This window comes from Desulfitobacterium sp. LBE, from assembly GCF_007830365.1.
Classification (GTDB): Bacteria; Bacillota; Desulfitobacteriia; order Desulfitobacteriales; family Desulfitobacteriaceae; genus Desulfitobacterium; species Desulfitobacterium hafniense.
This window is the reverse complement of sequence record NZ_VLKD01000001.1, coordinates 708,437-726,921: the sequence shown is the minus strand read 5'-3', so window position 1 is coordinate 726,921 and position 18,485 is coordinate 708,437. Positions and strand designations below refer to the sequence as shown.

21 protein-coding genes are annotated in these 18,485 nt (G+C 47.3%); 19 read left to right on the top strand and 2 right to left on the bottom strand.

Going from position 1 to position 18,485, the window contains the following annotated elements; genetic code table 11:
* The first annotated feature begins 68 nt into the window (after nt 1-68).
* Nucleotides 69-830 (top strand): NYN domain-containing protein, encoded by a 762-nt coding sequence (locus DESLBE_RS03460; RefSeq protein ID WP_005811460.1) that lies wholly within the window; start codon nt 69-71, stop codon nt 828-830.
* A gap of 84 nt (nt 831-914) precedes the next feature.
* Nucleotides 915-1,769, top strand: coding sequence for a pyridoxamine kinase (locus tag DESLBE_RS03455; protein ID WP_144675150.1), 855 nt, complete (start codon nt 915-917; stop codon nt 1,767-1,769).
* A 128-nt stretch (nt 1,770-1,897) separates the two neighbouring features.
* Here DESLBE_RS03455 and DESLBE_RS03450 read toward each other — a convergent pair whose 3' ends face one another.
* Entirely contained in the window at nt 1,898-2,773 is an 876-nt protein-coding gene (locus tag DESLBE_RS03450) for a radical SAM protein (protein ID WP_144675148.1), read from the bottom strand.
* A gap of 294 nt (nt 2,774-3,067) precedes the next feature.
* Here DESLBE_RS03450 and sstT point away from each other — a divergent pair, with 294 nt between their 5' ends.
* The 11 genes from sstT to DESLBE_RS03395 all read left to right on the top strand — a co-directional run bounded on the left by sstT (nt 3,068) and on the right by DESLBE_RS03395 (nt 12,553).
* On the top strand, nt 3,068-4,288 hold the full coding sequence (gene sstT / locus DESLBE_RS03445; RefSeq protein ID WP_144675146.1) for a serine/threonine transporter SstT: 1,221 nt from the start codon (nt 3,068-3,070) through the stop codon (nt 4,286-4,288).
* Nucleotides 4,289-4,396: 108 nt separating this feature from the next.
* Complete coding sequence (locus DESLBE_RS03440; protein ID WP_005811472.1) at nt 4,397-5,035, top strand: TetR/AcrR family transcriptional regulator; 639 nt, start codon at nt 4,397-4,399, stop codon at nt 5,033-5,035.
* Nucleotides 5,013-5,777 (top strand): ABC transporter ATP-binding protein, encoded by a 765-nt coding sequence (locus DESLBE_RS03435; protein WP_144675144.1) that lies wholly within the window; start codon nt 5,013-5,015, stop codon nt 5,775-5,777. The genes DESLBE_RS03440 and DESLBE_RS03435 overlap by 23 nt, the downstream gene beginning before the upstream one ends.
* The gene (locus DESLBE_RS03430; protein ID WP_144675142.1) at nt 5,768-6,523 is read left to right on the top strand and encodes an ABC transporter permease; all 756 of its coding nucleotides are present in this window, start codon (nt 5,768-5,770) and stop codon (nt 6,521-6,523) included. Before DESLBE_RS03435 ends, DESLBE_RS03430 begins: the two co-directional genes overlap by 10 nt.
* Nucleotides 6,524-6,645: 122 nt before the next feature.
* The gene (locus DESLBE_RS03425) at nt 6,646-7,620 is read left to right on the top strand and encodes a MetQ/NlpA family ABC transporter substrate-binding protein (protein WP_144675140.1); all 975 of its coding nucleotides are present in this window, start codon (nt 6,646-6,648) and stop codon (nt 7,618-7,620) included.
* Between the two features lie 138 nt (nt 7,621-7,758).
* Nucleotides 7,759-8,400, top strand: a complete 642-nt coding sequence (locus tag DESLBE_RS03420; protein ID WP_005811480.1) for a carbonic anhydrase — start codon at nt 7,759-7,761, stop codon at nt 8,398-8,400.
* Between the two features lie 37 nt (nt 8,401-8,437).
* Nucleotides 8,438-8,701: a hypothetical protein gene (locus DESLBE_RS03415; RefSeq protein WP_172625512.1), complete on the top strand. Its 264-nt coding sequence runs from the start codon at nt 8,438-8,440 to the stop codon at nt 8,699-8,701.
* A 358-nt stretch (nt 8,702-9,059) separates the two neighbouring features.
* Complete coding sequence (locus DESLBE_RS03410; RefSeq protein ID WP_144675136.1) at nt 9,060-9,605, top strand: sigma-70 family RNA polymerase sigma factor; 546 nt, start codon at nt 9,060-9,062, stop codon at nt 9,603-9,605.
* Nucleotides 9,602-10,390 (top strand): hypothetical protein, encoded by a 789-nt coding sequence (locus DESLBE_RS03405; RefSeq protein WP_144675134.1) that lies wholly within the window; start codon nt 9,602-9,604, stop codon nt 10,388-10,390. The genes DESLBE_RS03410 and DESLBE_RS03405 overlap by 4 nt, the downstream gene beginning before the upstream one ends.
* 22 nt (nt 10,391-10,412) lie before the next feature.
* Nucleotides 10,413-11,303, top strand: a complete 891-nt coding sequence (locus DESLBE_RS03400; protein ID WP_144675132.1) for an ABC transporter ATP-binding protein — start codon at nt 10,413-10,415, stop codon at nt 11,301-11,303.
* Complete coding sequence (locus DESLBE_RS03395) at nt 11,300-12,553, top strand: ABC transporter permease subunit (protein WP_005811490.1); 1,254 nt, start codon at nt 11,300-11,302, stop codon at nt 12,551-12,553. Before DESLBE_RS03400 ends, DESLBE_RS03395 begins: the two co-directional genes overlap by 4 nt.
* A 112-nt stretch (nt 12,554-12,665) precedes the next feature.
* Here DESLBE_RS03395 and DESLBE_RS03390 read toward each other — a convergent pair whose 3' ends face one another.
* A complete protein-coding gene (locus DESLBE_RS03390; RefSeq protein WP_005811492.1) occupies nt 12,666-13,838 on the bottom strand; it encodes a TraB/GumN family protein in 1,173 nt (390 codons plus the stop codon).
* Between the two features lie 152 nt (nt 13,839-13,990).
* Between DESLBE_RS03390 and DESLBE_RS03385 the strand changes: the two genes are divergently transcribed.
* From DESLBE_RS03385 to DESLBE_RS03360, 6 genes are all read left to right on the top strand, one after another.
* Nucleotides 13,991-14,626 carry a hypothetical protein gene (locus DESLBE_RS03385; protein WP_005811494.1) on the top strand — a complete coding sequence of 212 codons (636 nt, stop codon included), beginning with the start codon at nt 13,991-13,993 and terminating at the stop codon, nt 14,624-14,626.
* 117 nt (nt 14,627-14,743) lie between these two features.
* Nucleotides 14,744-14,968, top strand: coding sequence for a DUF1858 domain-containing protein (locus DESLBE_RS03380; RefSeq protein ID WP_015944153.1), 225 nt, complete (start codon nt 14,744-14,746; stop codon nt 14,966-14,968).
* A gap of 10 nt (nt 14,969-14,978) precedes the next feature.
* Nucleotides 14,979-16,211 (top strand): DUF438 domain-containing protein, encoded by a 1,233-nt coding sequence (locus tag DESLBE_RS03375; protein WP_144675130.1) that lies wholly within the window; start codon nt 14,979-14,981, stop codon nt 16,209-16,211.
* Between the two features lie 171 nt (nt 16,212-16,382).
* Nucleotides 16,383-17,159, top strand: a complete 777-nt coding sequence (gene zupT, locus DESLBE_RS03370) for a zinc transporter ZupT (protein ID WP_005811500.1) — start codon at nt 16,383-16,385, stop codon at nt 17,157-17,159.
* Nucleotides 17,160-17,343: 184 nt separating this feature from the next.
* Nucleotides 17,344-18,072: a DUF421 domain-containing protein gene (locus tag DESLBE_RS03365; RefSeq protein WP_011459753.1), complete on the top strand. Its 729-nt coding sequence runs from the start codon at nt 17,344-17,346 to the stop codon at nt 18,070-18,072.
* Between the two features lie 12 nt (nt 18,073-18,084).
* Nucleotides 18,085-18,450, top strand: coding sequence for a DUF4363 family protein (locus tag DESLBE_RS03360; protein WP_058491347.1), 366 nt, complete (start codon nt 18,085-18,087; stop codon nt 18,448-18,450).
* Nucleotides 18,451-18,485 lie beyond the last annotated feature (35 nt).

Here is an 18,485-nt window from a genome sequence, read left to right as displayed (position 1 = left end):
ACTCATGGGGGCAGCTTAGGCGCTGCATATACATATGTGAAATTAATATGTTTTAAAGGGGATATCTTATGGATAATGATAAAAATATTGCGGTGCTCATCGATGCTGATAATGTTTCGGAAAAATACATTAAACCGATTTTAGATGAAGTATCCAATCATGGCATTCCTACCTACAAAAGAATTTATGGAGATTGGACAAAACCTCAATTGTCGTCCTGGAAAAATGTGCTCCTTAATTACTCCATCACACCCATTCAACAATACAGTTACACCACAGGTAAAAATGCCACAGATGCAGCCTTGATTATTGATGCCATGGATATCCTTTATTCCAAGAATGTAGACGGCTTCTGTATCGTATCCAGTGACAGTGATTTCACCCGGCTGGCCGCCCGCTTAAGGGAAGCGGGAATGTATGTCATCGGTATGGGTGAGAAAAAAACCCCCACACCCTTTATCGCCGCCTGTGAGAAATTTAAATATTTAGAAGTGCTGGCCGGTGGCACTACCAATGTTTCCGAGCAGGGTATTCCCTTAAAAAGTGAGAAGCATGATCCCACGAAAGATGGGATGGCTTCCCTGGATGATCTGATTCGCACCATTCGCATTATTGTTACGGAAAGCTCTGATGAGGATGGTTGGGCGTTTTTAGGTGAAGTGGGCAAGCGGCTGAACAAACGCTATCCTGATTTTGATACCAGAAACTACGGGCACACTAAGCTGACCCCGCTTATTTCCTCATTAAAGCAATTCGAAATCCAACCCCGCAAAACCAGCAATCCCAATATTATTCATTACTTTATAAAGAATAAACCCAAGGTTAAATAAACTTTGCAAGGGGAATGATTTAAGCTATAATTAACTATTGTTTATTTAGGCAATGATTCAATTTTCGTGTAAGGAGAAGTGACTATGGAAAGACAAAAGCGGGTAGCGGCCATCCACGATATATCCTGTGTAGGCAGATGCTCATTAACCGTGGCCTTGCCCATTCTTTCGGCGGCCGGATTTGATACAGGGGTATTGCCTACAGCAGTCCTGTCCACCCACACGGGGGGATTTGAAGGGTTTACTTATCGGGATTTGACCGAAGATATCGAACCTATAGCCAAGCACTGGCAATCCCTTGATCTGAAGTTTGACGCTTTATACAGCGGTTTTTTAGGGTCCTTTGCCCAGATTGATTTGGTAGCCGATCTCTTTAAAACCTTTAGAAAAGCCGATACCTTGGTTATGGTGGATCCGGTGATGGCGGATAATGGGGTTCTCTATTCGGTGTACTCTCCGGAGATGGCTAAAGGTATGGCCAAGCTTTGCTCCATGGCCGATATCATCGTCCCCAATTTAACGGAAGCAGCCTTTATGCTTGAGGAAGACTATGTGGGAGATAAGTATTCCCAGGATTATGTCGAGAAAATTCTCAGGAAGCTTTCCGACATGGGCGCGAAAAAAGTCGTCTTGACAGGTATCTCCTTTGACCCGGCCCAGCTTGGCGCAGCCTGCTATGATCGGGAAACGGATCAGGTAAGCTATGCCTTTAATGAGCGGGTGGAAGGCTATTTCCACGGCACAGGGGACGTCTTTGGCAGCACCTTATTGTCCGGTCTGCTCAATAACTTTTCTCTGGCCGAAGCTACTCAGATTGCTGTGGATTATACCCTGAAATGCATCCAGCTTACCGTAGAGGGAAATCAAGAGCGCCGCTATGGGGTCTGCTTCGAACGGGCACTTCCTTATCTGATCCAAAAGTTGGGTTTGCTAAAATAATTAAACCAAGCTAAGCATGCCATAATTGATAGTTTTTTTAGATAAGAAATGCAGGGAACCGCCCCTGTGCCTTCCGGAAGGGCGATACTGCCCTCAGGGAATGTACGGGGGTTGTTCCCTGCACTGATTTAAAGCCCTCGCCAGTATTCGGGTCTTAAGACTTCCTCCCGGTTTTCCTCAATGACCTCTTTTAAAGTGGAGAGAAGGGTTGCTTTATCATGGGGAAGGTGGGCTTTGAGGGGGAGGTAGTTGGAGGCGTGGTTGCTGCGGAATAGGCAATCCTTTAAGTTTAAGCCTTGAACCATGAGTTCCAGCTCGATGAGACTTTCCCATTTGTTGAGAGGGGTAAATTCCCCGGATTTGATCTTTTGGGTGAGGGGGGCATCCGGAGCCAGCATGAGGGTGAGGGCTCCCAGGTAGTGGGGGTTGATAGCACTGATGACTTTTCCGGTCTCCACGGCATGTTCCGGGGAGCGTTCCCGGCCCCCCAATCCTAAAATAATGGTGCAGGATAATTTGAGCCCGCTGGCCACAACCTTTTGACCGGCGTTGATCATTTCCTCGGGGGTTACTCCTTTCCGGATCAGGTTAAGGATCAGCCCGCTGCCGCTTTCCACACCCAGATAGACGATGCTCAGCCCTTGCTCCTTGAGCCGGGCCAGTTCCGCAGGGCTTTTTTCCAGGATATCCTTCGGCCCTCCGTAGATTCCTACCCGCTTCAGGCGGGGGAAGCGCTGGTAAAGTGTTTCCAGAACATTGCTTAATACGTCCGTTTCCATGGCCAAGGCGTCGCCATCGGCAAGAAAAATCCGTTCCATATGAGGATAAGCCTTCGAGCCGGCATCGATCATATCCATGATCTCCTCGATACTGCGGATGCGAAAGCTTTTTCCTTTGTACATGCTGCAAAATGTACATTGGTTATGGCGGCAGCCCAGGGAGACCTGCAGAATCAGGCTGGACGCTTCACTGGGAGGACGGAAAACAGCGCCTTCATAGATCATAAAGCACCTCCGGTGACTCTATTGTTGCTTACATTTCTCTAATGACTTATTGACAATCATTTAATACTAATAGTTAGCTGTTTCTGCGAGAAATCCTTTTCTAATTATTTAAAACTGCACTCAGTAGATGCCTGAAAATGCAAAAATAAAACATACCCATAAAACCTTTGGCAATGTATCCAGAAATGTATACAGGATCATCAATTGTCATGTCTTATAATTCGTGATAAACTTAAAAAATCTTATATAATACGACATTATTAGTCGAAAAATACGTGAAAGGAGCCAAGACAATTGAAGGAACTGCTCAGAAAGTGGAACAACATTAGCCTCGTCAAACGCATCCTCATGGGTCTCATCATCGGTATTATGCTTGCTTTATGGATTCCTGACATTGCCGCGCCGGTCGCTATTCTCGGTAATTTATTTGTTGGCGCTTTAAAGGCTGTGGCACCGGTTCTGGTTTTGATTTTAGTGATGGGGGCCATTGCCAACCATAAGAGTGGACAGCAGACCAATATGAAAGCTATTCTTATTCTTTATCTGCTCGGCACCTTCCTGGCCGGTGTTACTGCGGTCATAGCCAGTTTTATGTTCCCCGTGAGCATTGCCCTGGCCGCCGGTGCTGAGGATATAACCGCTCCAGGCGGGATTACCGAGGTTCTTTTATCCTTGCTTATGAATGTGGTTGACAACCCGGTTAAAGCCTTGCTGAATGCCAACTATATCGGAATTTTATCCTGGGCCATCCTTTTAGGCCTGGCCTTGCGGACCGCCGGTGAATCCACCAAGCAACTGATTGGTGATTTTGCCGATGCGGTATCCAAGGTGGTAAAATGGGTGATCAATTTAGCGCCCTTGGGGATTCTGGGGTTGGTTTTTGATTCGATTGCAACCAGCGGTTTGGAGGTTTTGCTGGGGTATGGAAAATTACTCCTTCTCCTGGTGGGCTGCATGGTTTTTGTGGCCCTGATCATCAATCCGCTGATCGTTTATCTTAAAATCCGTAAAAACCCTTACCCTCTGGTGTTCCGTTGTTTAAGAGAAAGCGGCATTACGGCTTTCTTTACCCGAAGCTCGGCAGCTAATATCCCCGTCAACTTGACTCTCTGTGAAAAGCTGGGGCTGGATAGAAACACTTATTCCATCTCCATCCCTTTGGGAGCGACCATCAATATGGCAGGGGCGGCGGTGACCATTGCCGTGCTTACCTTGGCTGCCGTTCACACCTTAGGCATCACTGTGGATATTCCGACGGCCATCATTTTAAGTGTGCTGTCGGCAATCGCTGCTTGCGGAGCTTCCGGTGTGGCAGGGGGCTCTCTTTTACTCATTCCTTTGGCCTGCAGTCTGTTTGGTATTTCCAATGATATTGCCATGCAAGTGGTAGGGGTAGGCTTTATTATCGGTGTGGTTCAGGATTCCTGCGAAACGGCCCTCAATTCTTCCACGGACGTTCTGTTCACAGCAGCTGCCGAATATGGGGAATGGCGCAAAGAGGGGAAGGCATTCTAAACCAACTTGTGTTTGCCCCTTGACTGGAAAAATAATAAAGAGTACAATTTGTCCATAAATTGAATCTTAGTTCAGTTTATGGATATTTTTTCTAAAACGGAGTTAACTATGGTTTATAATAAAACGGACCGAGTCCTTGAGAAACAAGAATTGCGCCGGAAAAGGATAATCAAAGCCGCCAAGGAAATCCTATCGGAAGAAGAGGAGATCGGCAAGGTTTCCATTAAGTCCATCGCCAGGCGGGCCGGCATCGCCACAGGGACCTTTTATCTCTATTTTACGGATAAAGAATCTCTGGTGGATATGATTGTCAAAGAGATCTACGCCGAATTGCTGGCCAAAATCAAGCAGGAACGGGCACAGTACACCGATACCTTCGCTAAGCTGCAGGCCTCCATGGAAGTGTGCATCCGCTTGTTCCTGAAAGAGAAGTACCTGGCCAAAATCCTCCTGGAACAATTTCCCCAGATCCACACGGCTTTGAATACTAAATATGCCGATATTGAAGAGGATTTGATCCGCTTGACCAAAATTGATCTGGATGAGCTTATGGCGGAAAGACTGATCCCCAGGCAGGATACCAATGTCACCGCTACGGCCTTTGTGGGAACCTTCCGCGAAGTGATTCTGGCGTGGATCGGCAAGGGTGAACCCCAGGATATTGAGCTGGCCTATCAAACCCTCATTGATTACAACATGCGCGGGATTGGGAGATATAAAATTGATGAAGAACTATTTAACCATTGAATCCCTCAATGTGGTCTATGCCCAGAACGGTCAATTAACCCCCGCCTTAAAAGATGTCAGCCTAACTCTTCCTCAGGGGCAGATCGGGGCGATCATTGGCCCCTCCGGCTGCGGTAAAAGCACCCTTTTAAATGTAGTGGCAGGCTTGAATAAGAACTACCAGGGAAAGGTGCTCTTAAAAGGCGCTCCTCCCCAAGCTAACAACGAGGTGGCCCTGATTCTGCAGGAATACGGACTTTTGCCCTGGAAAACCGTATGGGATAATGTCCGGCTGGGCTTGCAGATTAAAGGAATAGCCGGTACCCAGGCAGCTCAACGCACCGAAGAGATTCTTAAGCAGTTGGGCTTATTGCATCTGCGCAAGCGTTTTCCCATTCAATTAAGCGGGGGGCAAAGGCAGAGAGTGGCCATTGCCCGTTCTATGGTGCTTCATCCGGAGCTGCTCCTTATGGATGAGCCTTTTTCTTCTCTGGATGCCTTAACCAGGGAAGAGATGCAGGACTTAGTCCTCAAGGTCTGGCAGGAGACGGAACTTACCATCCTGATCATTACTCACAATATTGAGGAAGCCGTGTTTTTGGGGCAGAAGATTTTCGTCATGTCCCCTTGTCCGGGAATCATTACCCAGGAGATCGCCAACCCTTTAGCCGGGGACTATGAAGCCCGGGGAAAAATGGAATTCCTTGAAGTGTGCAACGCTCTGCGCTTGAGTCTGCGGGGGAGGTGCCAGGCATGCCTTTAAAATCCCTCACTTCAAAAATATACACTACTCTGATCACCGTGCTTCTCATCGGTTTGGCCTGGCAGATTCTGTCTATGCTTCTGGAGACCACCGCCTTTCCTCCTCCCTGGGAAGCCCTCCAATCCTTTGGGGAATTGTTTTTCAGTGAGCTGATGCCTCATTTGCAGGTGAGTCTTTACCGCGTGGGCATCAGCTTGGTGGTGGCTGCTCTTTTGGGGATTCCTCTGGGTTTATTTTTAGGCAAGAACAAACGGGCCGATGCTTGGTCCGCTCCTTTTCTCTACCTGACCTTCCCGGTCCCTAAGGTGGTTTTTCTGCCGATCTTTCTTATTTTACTGGGGATTGGTGATGTTTCGAAAATTGTTATGATCACCTTGATCGTTTTCTATCAGATTGTGGTGACCACAAGGGATGCAGCCCGCAATGTGCAGCATGAATATGTCCTTTCCGTGGAGTCGTTGCGGGCCTCAACCCTGGAACTCTACCGGCATGTCTATTTTCCGGCCTGTCTGCCCTCGATTCTGACCTCCCTGAAGCTGGGCTTAGGAACGGCTATGGCCATCCTTTTCTTAGTGGAGACCTATGCGACTCAAGAGGGGATTGGCTATTTTATCATGAATTCCTGGAGCAGTCTGGCCTATGACAAGATGTTTGCCGGGATCATCGCCATGGGATTAATGGGGTTCTTGATCTATCTGCTCCTTGATACCTGTGAAAAATTCTTCTGTTCATGGGTTAATCCGTAAAAATAAGGATAACCTAATGCTGCGCAAAAAAACTATTGACACTTCTGAAAAAAGAGCGTTTAATAGAATTCAAGAAATGAACTTAAATTCATATTTTGAAAATGAGCAGGAGGAATATCTAAATGAGGCGCAAATCCTTTTCCAGCCTTGTGTTGAGCCTTGTTCTTGTCTTAGCTTTAAGCACAGGCTGCGGACAAAAGAATACCGCCAATCCGGGCGACTCTCAAGCAGGGGATACCTTAACCATCGGGTCCATGACTATTGAAGAGAATCTGCCTGTCTTGGTTGCTCAGCAAAACGGCTATTTTGCTGAACAAAATCTGGAGGTTAAATTATTGACCTTCCAGAGCCCCGTGGAGCTGCAAAGCGCTTTTCAAACGGGACAACTGGACGGTATGATTACGGATATCATGATCGCCGCTTTGCTGAAAAGCTCAGGGGAAGATCTGCGGGTTGCTTCCATCGCCCTTGGCGCCACACCGGAGGAAGGACGCTTTGCCATTATCGCCTCACCGGCCAGCACGGTGAAGACCGTTGCCGACTTAAAAGGGAAGAGTATCGGCATCTCCAACAATTCCATTATCGAATATGTCACCGACAAACTTCTCCTGGCGGGAGGAGTCAATCCAGGGGAAGTCAATAAGACGACAGTTGCCAAGCTCCCGCTGCGGGTGGAAATGCTCCTGAGCAATCAGATCGATGCCATTGTGGTACCGGACCCCCAGATATCCTACGTGGTTTCACAGGGTGCCAAAATCATTGCTGAAGACTCCCAAGGGGAAAACCTGTCTCAATCGGTGACCATTGTCGGCAAGAAGACCCTCAATGAGAAGCAGGATGCTCTGCAACGTTTTTATCAAGCCTACACGAAGGGGGTTCAGGCCATCAATGCCTCCCCGGATCAGTATAAAGAGCTTTTGGTTAAGAATGTGAATATACCCGAAAGCATCGCCGCTTCTTATCAGGTCCAGCATTACTCCGAGCCGCAGCTTCCTGAGGAAAAGGATGTCAATAAGGTGCTGGAGTGGCTTCAAGAAAAGGGACTGCTCAAAAACCCTGTGGATTATGAAAGTTTTGTTCAATCAGGATTATATTAGAATTAAGCCTCTTACCAAAAACAAAGCGTGCAGACGCTTTGTTTTTGACTGTCTATAGCAGTTAATAACCTGATGCAAAGGTTGCCAATGAATTGGGAAAGATAGTGACATCATAGTATAATGTGTGCAGGGAGAGTGATGGTTACGGAGAAACTATTAAAAGGAATCGTCAATTTTCGTAATGGGGATTTCGAGACCCATCGACAACTTTTTGAAGAATTAAAAGATAATCAAAAACCCCATACCTTGTTTATTACTTGTTCAGACTCGCGCATTGATCCCAATATGATCACAGGAACCTTGCCCGGCGAACTGTTCATCGTCCGCAATGTGGCCAATATTGTGCCCCCTTGCCGCGAAACATCGGAATATGTGAGCACCACCTCGGCCATAGAATACGCTGTACAGATGCTGGGAGTGGAAAACATCATCGTCTGCGGACATTCCAACTGCGGAGGCTGTTCAGCCAGCCTGAATGCGCCTGAGAAGCTGGACCAGCTGCCCCATACGAAAAAATGGCTGGAGCTTATGGAATCGGTAAGAGAGAGAGTCCTCAGCGAATTTGCGGAGGATGAACCAACAGTCCGGGAATGGATGATGGAGCAGATCAATGTGGTGGAGCAGTTGCGCCATTTAATGACTTATCCTTATATTTACGAGAAGGTTATGGCCAAAGAGCTTATGCTCAGCGGCTGGCACTATATGATCGAAACCGGGGAAGTTTTTATTTACGATTACCGGGCCGGGGAGTTCCGTTTGGCCAATGGCAGCAGAGCTTAACTCCCGGCGGTGATTAGAGCGAAAGGTCGTGATCTGGATGGTCATTGGGTTTGGCTTCGGAAGCCCGCTGCAAAGCCTGCTTATGCTGCTCCTGACCTCACTGCTAAGCTATGTGATTTTCAAGAATCTGCGCCGGCGCCGGCAGGAAAACCTGGATCCCGATGAGGAAAGGGAGAGGCGTCGCCAGTATTATTATGAGCAACGTCAGCGGGCCAGGGATTATGCCCGGGAATTTGATCTCAGCGATGAGGAAATTGAAAGACGCTTGGACGAAGAACTGGATGAGTATAGGCATCAATAATGGCGCTGTCGCAATAAGACAGCCCGGAAAAAGAGCAAAAGGCGGCGACTGGCTGATGCCAGTCGTCGTTTTTTGCTGTAAACTATAACACGAAAATTTTGCCTCGTTGGGCAATGCGAGTTTTAAATGTTACAGAGTCTAGTTATTTAAATGAATGGCCGTAGTAAATCTCTGTAGAATTCTCGCCGCATAATAACTATAACGTTTTATCGTATGCAAAATGATTGAATTTATTTTAATCATTTTGGGTGTGGTTAAACGTTATAAACTATAAGAGTTTCATCCTTATGTTTAAATGGTATTTTCTAAAGAAACTTCATTTCTAAATCATTTTAGATAGCATAGAACGTTCTATATTATGAGGAAAACTTCCGGAGGATTAGCCTTGATAGATGAAGATGCATTACTGAAAAAAATTAGAAATGGTGACGAAGCCAGTCTGGATAAACTTGTGGTCTTTTATTATCCGGATATTCTGCGCTATTGCTTATGGCATACACCGAACCGACCGACAGCGGAGGATGCCACCCAGGATACTTTTTTGAAAGCTATCAGGCACCTGGACGCTTATGTTCATCGGGGCAAATTCAGAGCGTACCTTTACAAGATTGCCGCCAATGTGTGTATTGATTACAGCCGCAAAAAAATTCCAGAACAGTTGCTCGGTGATTGGCCGGAATACGACCATCAGTTGGAGCGGGTAGAATCAGATGCAAATTTGGTATGGTTACTACGCAGCTTACCTGACGAACAGCGGGAAGTTGTCCTCTTACGCTTTGCACATGAGCTGAAAGTCCGGGAAATCGCAGAAGTAATCGGTGTACCCATGCGCACGGTACAATCCCGCTTGCGCCACGCACTCAAGCGGTTAGAAAAAGACTTCACTGGGAGGGAAGATAGTTGAATAGAAAAGTTCGTTCAAAATTACAGGCTGCGCTGAAAGACCAGCCTTCCTTGCAAATATCGGAGGAACATTTGGACCAAACCATGGGGAAGGCCCGTATGGCCTACCAAAGCCGCAGACAGCGGGAAGGCATCCGGTATCCGGCTTTTCTGTTAAGGCAGGTGCGGTTTGTCGGCGCGACCGTTTGGCTGTTGCAGGGCTTTCTGATGCTGTGTGCTTTCTGGCTGTTTGGCCTTGCGGATATAGGAGCTGTTTCTAATTTTGCTCCGCGCCATATGCCAGTATTGCTCGGCTGTTTTGCGATCTTTATCGCTATGACCGGCATCCCTTTTATGGGACGTTCAGCGAGGTATAGAATGCTTGAAACAGAGATGGCAACCCGGATTTCTATTCCCAAACTATTGCTGACCCGAATTTTCATTATCGGGATTGGCAATGTGCTATTGCTTACAGTTTCCTTTCTTCTTGCCAATGCAAAAGCGGAACTTGGCACAGGAAGCATTGCCCTATACCTATTGCTTCCCTATTTGATAGCCTGTTGCGGTTGCTTGTTTATTCAATCTTACGCGCATAACGGACAGCAAGGCTTTGTCTGCACGGCCTTTTGCTTCTCCTTAACCGTGCTGCTGTTTGGGTTGTATAAAACTACCCCGGTAGTCTATGAACAGGCATCCGCCCCCGTTTGGGGAGCGTTATGCTCGGTATGCGCTGTGATGCTCATAATAGGGATTCACCGTCTGCTGGATAAGGCGGCATCCTTCGACCTGTCCCTGAAAGGGATATAAAAACAAGAAAAGGAGTATATACATGGAGCTTACGATACAAGGGCTTACCAAACGGTATAAGGATAAAACCGCCGTAAACAATATAAACCTGACCCTTACCCCCGGAGTATGGGGGCTTCTCGGTGCCAACGGCGCGGGTAAAACAACCTTGATGCGGATGGTAGCCGGAATTTTAACGCCTACCTCCGGCAAAGTCCAGTACGACGGCATCGAAATAAAAACGTTGGGCGAAGCCTACCGGGATGTCTTTGGCTATCTGCCACAGACCTTTGGCTTTTACCCGGAATTTACGGTAGCGGACTATCTGCACTATATGGCTGCGCTGAAAGGGCTGCCCCAAAAGAAAACCAATCAAAAAATAGACGAGCTGCTGCACAGGCTAACCCTTGCGGATGTTCGGAACAAACACATACGCAAACTGTCGGGCGGGATGCAACGCAGAGTGGGGATTGCCCAGGCGCTTTTGAACGACCCGGATATTTTGATTCTGGACGAACCGACAAGCGGCCTTGACCCCGGCGAGCGCATACGCTTCCGCAATATTTTATCGGAGTTTGCCCAACAGCGTATTGTCTTGATTTCTACTCATATCGTGTCTGATGTTGAGTATATCGCCAACCGCAACGCCATTATGAAGGACGGGCACATTATTGCGGCCGGCACCACAGACGAGCTTGTGAAAACGATGGACGGCAAGGTATGGCAAAGCACGCTTCCAGCGGAACAGCTTCATCATTACGAGCGTACCGTCCGGGTTGTGACCGTCCGCAATGAAGAAAGCGGGCGCGTATCGGTACGGTATGTTTCGGAAAGTCCGGGTTTGCCGGACTCACAGACCGCCGCGCCACGCCTTGAGGATTTATATCTTTGGCTGTTCCGTGGTGAGGAAGCCGTAAAGGAGGATGCGGTATGAACCGCATGATGGCTTTGGAACTGAAACGGGTGGCAAAAACCCGTTCGACATGGATACTGGCGGCGGGGGCGCTGCTGCTGTCGGTTGTAATGGCCCTTTTGGTTATCTCCTTTGCCCGCCATTGGAACCTTGATGAAAACGGCAGGGAAGTAAGGCTGACCGGCAGGGATGCGATACAGGCTAACCAGGAAATGCTGAAACCGATTGAGGGAGAGCTTACGCCGGAAAAAATACGAACCGCCTTTGCAACCTACCATGCGGTATACGAAACCTATGGGGCAAAGATAGAGGATATACCGAAAGATATATACTATCAAAAAATAGCGCCCATCAATCCAATATTGAATGGAGTCCGTGAGGTCTATGTGGATAGCTCCACCGGCATCCCTGTACCGCTGTATGAGATTTCACCGGAAGAAGCGGCTAATTTTTATGAGCAACGGACGGAACGTCTTTCCGACTACTTATCACAGGAATATAAAGATTCCCCCGATGCTGCCCGTCAGGCTCTTGCCATTAATGAGAAAGTAAAAGCTCCATTCTATTATATATATGGCGTTGGGGACAGCGATACGTCGGAGTATCTTACCATGTGCATTTTCCTGCTGGTTATGCTATGCACCGTCATTGCCGCGCCTATCTTTTCTGCTGATTATCAAAGCGGCGCGGATGACATTTTGCGTTGCACAAGGCATGGCAGGAGGCGTTTGGCGGTTGTAAAGCTATCCTCCGCCATTTTGCTTACTACCGCGATTTTTGCGGTTTGCATAACTGCGTTTATCTTGATTTCACACGCTGCATTCGGTTGGGAAAGTTTAAAAACAACGCTGCAACTGGCCTTTTCTGCAATTTCCTTTGTTCCGCTTACCGTAGGGGAAGCCAATATGCTGGTTGTTTTTTCCGGCCTGCTTTCTTTCCTGGCGACGGTCTGCTTTACGCTCTTTCTTTCCAGCCTATTCAAAAACCCCATTACAGTCTTAGGTCTGGCCATCGGCGGCTGCTTGTTGCCCACGATTCTGTCTTTTGCCGGAAGCGGCGCCGCTTTTGAAAATTGGCTCAGGTTATGCCTGCCTTCAGGGGGAGTGGGACTTAGAAACAGCTTTTTCTTTGAGTTGACTGACTTTAATTTTTTGTCGCTTGGTTCCTTCGCTATATGGACCCCCTATATCATACCCGTAGCCTCAGGAATAGAAAGTGTGCTCTTCTTTTCCCTTACCATACGCTCTTATTCCCGGCATGAAGGGTGTTAATATACGTATTCCATGATAGATTAGCGGCATAAAGAAAAGCGCCTTTCTCCACTGTTATGGTGAGAAAAGGGCGCTTCGTTTATAACAAGGAAACGGACCGGCCAGATATTTCTTATAAATTCTGGAAGAACAAACGGGCAATATCTGCGCCGCCGATAAAGGCTCCTGTAGCGCTGCCAATATTGGCAAAGACGATGGTGAGCAGGATCCTGGTCACTTGATTATTCCAAAAGCCTTTAAGGCTGAGAATATCCTCGGAAAGATTCTCAAAATCCCTGACGTTAGGGCGTTTGAAATAGGCTTGCACCAAGCCGGCAAACCAGCCGGCGGCGATTAAGGGATGCAAGGCGGCAATGGGGGCCGCCAGAAAGGCCGTTAAGATGGCCAGGGGATGACCAAAGGCCAGAGCGGTTCCTAAGGCTGAGAGTGAACCCGTCCAGAGGACCCAGCTCAGGGTCTGTTGAACTCCGGCATCAGGGTTGGAGTAAAAGGTATAAGCAATGAGGGCGATAATCAGGGCCGGTATGGACCAACCAAGAATTTTAGGGACAATCGATTTGGGCGGAAGTTCAGTTAAAGCCTGCAAATCATGCTCTTTATGGATCTCTTCAGTGATGCCCGGCACATGGGCCGCACCCAATACGGCGACGATTTTTTCCCCGGGAGCTTCCTTGATCTTTTGGGACAAATATTGATCCCGCTCATCGATCAAAGGGGTTTTAAGCTTGGGAAAGCTCTCGGTGAAATCCTTGAGAATGCCATTGAGCATATCCTGGGATTTTAATTTTTCCAACTCTTCTTCGGAGATGGCTTCATCATCAAAGATACTGAAGATAATTTCCATAAGGAGTTTGCATTTGCCCCAGAAGCCTACATTATGCCAGATGCGGGAGAAGGTGATTTGAATATTGCGATCAGCAAGGACCAATTCGGCTCCTACTTCCTGGGCGGATTCAATTCCCTGCAGCATTTCCTGTCCGGCATTGGTGCCAAATTCCTTGGCTAAACGCTTCTGGAAGGAGGATAAAGCCAGGTTCATCAAAAGCAGAGTGGCTTTCTTTTCCTTAATGATTTTAAAGATATCGGTTTCTTTCCATTTATCCCCTTCGACAATGGACTTGTAGCGCTGCTCATCCAGCTCGATACAGACGGAATCGGGTCTTTCCGCTTCAATGACTTCTTTGACCAACTCGGCGCTTTGCTTGGATACGTGGGCAGTACCGATTAAGATGATTTCCTTGCCAGCCAAAGTCAATCGAGTAATATTTTCGTTCTCTATCGTCATAAATTACCTTCCTTTTGCATTGACATTCAGTTATTGACTCTCATTGTACAACTCCTATTGTATCCGTTATCAAGCAGATTGTAAAAGAAAAGTGTGGGAATTATAAGCTTGGATAGGGGAAAGCTAGTAGTGAATTTACATGTTAGCTGGAAATGGGGCTACAGAAAAGGAGGAGCAGGTTGAATAAGGCTGGTAAATTTACGGTGGGGATTGCGCTGATTTTCGAAATTATCCCCCTCGTCCATGGCCTAACGGCCTTATGGCAAAAACAATGGCCGGATCTGGGGCTTTCCGCTTTGGCCATGGCCACAATTCTAGTACCCTGGTTGCTCCATTATCTCGCCAACCGGGTGCATCTAAAGCTCCCTCCAGGATTTGTTATGGCTGGAGTTGTTTTTATTTTTCTCGCTCAGTATCTGGGGGAGATCAGGAAGTTTTATCAAACCTTCTGGTGGTGGGATATCTTTCTGCATGGCCTGTTTGGTGTTCTCGCCGTACTCTTCGCTTTGTATATGCTGCAATCCAATCTAAAAAAACAAGGCCAGCTGTCCAAGGCAAGGTTTACTTTGTTTTTAGCCCTGCTTTCACTATGCTTTGCCATGGCTTGCAGTGCCGCCTGGGAGCTGTTCGAATATATGGGAGATATCGTCTTGCCGGTAAAAATGGTCAAAGGGGGCCTGGAGGACACCATGTCCGATCTGTTCAGCGGCTCATTGACCGCCTTGCTCACGGCAGCCGGTTATTATTTCCTATGGCGGTTTATGCATAGGGATAAAACCAGGATCTGATGGGTGCTATTTTCGGGATGTTTTTGAGAATATGCAGAAAATACCTAAAATGTATGAGTGAAATCACAGATCGAATCCGGACAACACCTTATGATGGTCTTGGAGGAGGGTGATGCTATGAAAACCATTGATTTATCGAAAACTGTTTATGAGATATGCTCCGCAGACCCGGAAGCGGTGACGATTATGAAAGAATTAGGCTTTAAGGAAATCACCAATCCAGGCATGCTTAATACAGCCGGACGTTTTATGACCATACCTAAGGGAGCGGCCATGAAAAAGATCAGCTTGGCCCATATAAAAGAAACTTTTGCCCAAAAAGGCTATGAAATTATTGAATAGGAGTGAGCGTATGAGTGAATTAATCAATAATCGGGAACACCGCCAAAAGGTCTTAAAAGAACTCATTAGGGAATTGCACAACGGTCAGCCCGTGGAAGAAGTAAAGGAGCGCTTTGGCAAGCTGGTTGAAGGCCTTGCCGCTACAGAAATCTCCCAGATGGAACAAGCCCTCATTCAGGAGGGAATGCCGGTGGAGGAAATCCAGCGTCTCTGCGATGTCCACGCCGCCGTGCTGGGGACCTCTGTCCAGCAGATTCATACCCCAGATCAGGGGGAGGAGCAAAACGGACATCCGGTCCATACCTTCCAACTGGAAAATCAGGCTTTGGAGGCTTTGCTAAAAAACGTCGTTACCCCCGAATTAGAACGGTATGAGACCAGCGGCGACAGCGATGCCTTGGCAACATTGATCACAGCTTTCCGGAGTTTGTGGGAAATCGACAAACATTATAGCCGCAAGGAAAATCTGCTTTTCCCCATCATGGAGCAACACGGAATCACAGCGCCTCCTAAAGTCATGTGGGGAGTGGATGATGAGATCCGGGCCGTCATCAAAGAGACCCGTAAACTCTTGAGCAGTGAACCCCCCCGTCAAGAGGAAATTCTCGCCAAGGCTAAAGAAGCCGTAACCCGGGTTCCTGAGATGATCTTTAAAGAGGAAAACATTCTTTTCCCCATGGTATTGGATACCTTCTCCGAGGATGAATGGGTTTCCATCGCCGAGGCCAGCAGTGAGATTGGCTATTGCCTGATCGACGAGCCGCAGAAAGTGTGGAAACCCAAAAGTGCCCAGGGCCAGGGGAATGATGATAAACAAAATGATCGGAACACTCAGGATGGCTATGTGGAGTTTGACGCCGGAAAATTGCTTCCGGAGGAGATCAATGCCATTATGAACACTCTGCCCCTGGATATAACCTTCGTTGGCCGGGACGGCACGGTAAAATACTTCACCCAAGGCAAAGAGAGAATTTTCGCCCGTGCTAAAACCGTCCTGGGACGCAGGGTAGAAAACTGCCATCCCCCCGCCAGCGTCCATGTGGTGGAAAAAGTGGTGGAAGAGCTTCAGTCCGGTAAGAAGGATCATGAAGACTTCTGGATCAAAATGGGAGACAAATATGTCCTGATTCGCTACTATGCCGTGCGCAATGCCGAGGGTGAATATCTGGGGATCATGGAAATTTCCCAGGATATCAAGGAAATTCAAGACATTACCGGGGAGAAACGGTTATTATCAGAGTAACTATAAGGCTGGCTGTCCTTCATGGAGTATGAACCATGGAAGGGCAGCTTTTTTCTATAATCCGGCTACCTAGGTTTCGTCGTAGAAAGTTTTGAATACTGATGATATAATAATCTTTATAATGAGGAGGAATTGAGAAAATTTTAGTGTCAATAGTATAGGAGAATAACAATGTTTGACGAACGCGCCTTGATTGCACTTTTACTATCCTTCATCGCCGGGATGGCTACCTTATTAGGGGCTTTAATTATCTTTGTCACTAAGTCAAAAAATGAAAAAATCTTGTCAGCTTCTCTGGGCTTTGCCGCCGGGGTGATGCTTTCCGTCTCTTTTTTGGATTTATGGACTCAGAGCCAGGCGTCCTTGATTTCATACATGGGGCATAAAATGGGCCTGCTGCTTTCCGTAGTCTTCTTATTAGGCGGAATTCTCTTTGCTTTGGGCATCGACCACTTTGTCCCCCACGAAGAGCCCAGCCCTAATGAAAAGGATAAGCCTCATCAGAATTTATACCGGGTAGGTTTTGTTTCCATGCTGGCGATTATGTTTCATAATTTCCCCGAGGGAATAGCTACCTTCAGCGCCGGTTATGAAGACTTAACCATGGGCATCTCCATAGCCGTCGCTATCAGTATGCATAATATACCTGAAGGAATCACGGTGGCTATGCCCCTATATTATGCTACAGGGAAAAAGAAAGATGCGTTTAAATACACCTTTCTGTCGGGAATGGCGGAGCCTTTCGGTGCTTTGCTGGCTTTTTTGGTGCTGCGGCCCTTTATCAACAGCTTTAACCTGGGGGCAATTTTTGCTATCGTGGCCGGAATTATGATTTATATTGCTATTGAAGAGCTGATCCCATCTTCCCGGCAATATGGCCATCCCCGTTTGGCCTTATTCGCAACCTTTGCCGGCATTATCATCATGCCCCTAAGTCATATTTTCTGATTACGGGCACAGGCTTTTACCTAAATAAATAGATAGGCTGCCATCCAGCCAAAATCGTTCTTTCACTCACCTGAACATGGGGGGAAGGACGTTTTTTTCTTTAAGGGGATCAACAATCAGGGGATAAAACAGTCCTAATGATGGATAATAAGGGTAACTAATGATCTTAGACGAGGGTGAAGAAATGAGTGAAGGTTTAGTCGTTATTGTCCGTTCCCTGATCGGTTTTTTCTCGCTGCTTATTTTTGCAAGAATTATCGGCAAATCCCAAATTAGTCAATTGACCTTCTTTGATTATGTGCTGGGGATTACCATTGGTTCCATGGCCGCCTCGTTGGCCACCGATCTATCCAGCAGGGCCTGGCCCCATTGGGTGGCCTTGATCACATGGGCCGCTCTGGGCTATGTCATGGAAAAGATCACGATCAAATGGCGTTATGCCGCTAAATTTTTGGAAGGGGAACCGGTTATTGTCGTGATGAGCGGTAAGATTATGGATGACGCCTTGCGGAAAAACAACTATCGTATCTCCGAGCTCATGGGTTTGCTCCGCAACAAAGGGATCTTCGATGTCAGTCAAGTGGATTTTGCCATCCTCGAACCCAATGGTCAGCTCTCCGTGCTGCAAAAACCGGAGAACCTGCCTTTAACACCTAAGGATATGAACATTAAAGCGTCCTCCTCGGGGATTAGCTCCGAACTTATCTATGATGGCATGATTGTGGAACAAAATTTAAGACAGTTTAAAAAAGACAAAAAGTGGCTGCAAAAAGAGTTGCAGAAGCAGGGGATAAAGGATGTGTCCGAGGTGTTTTTTGCCTCTCTTAATCCCGCCGGGAGCCTTTACATTGATCTCTATAAGGATCGCCTGCAAAATCCTGTGGATATAGGGGATTATAAAGGACCTTACTAAGGAGAGAAAACCATGAGAAAATTCTTAGTGATCAGTATTCCAATTGTTACGATTGTGTTCTTTGTGCTCCTCATGCAAAGCGGAAATTTTTTAAAACATCCTTTGGGCAATGAAGAGGGGGTACCGGCCAAGCTCGAGGAGATGATTCAAGAAGTTCAAAAAGAAAATTGGGATTCTGCCCTGAATCATTGGGATGGTCTGGCCCGGGATTGGGATAAAGTCGTTAAGCGGGTCCAGTTCAGTGCGGAGCGCAACGAGATCAATGACTTCACTGTAAGCATTGCCCGCTTAAAGGGAGCTATCGAAGCCCAGGATAAATCCAGCGGCCTCCAGCTGCTTTATGAGGCCTATGAACATTGGGCAGATCTTGGCCAGTGAGGGAAACTGCCCTTCCGGGCAATTAAGCCGGAAGG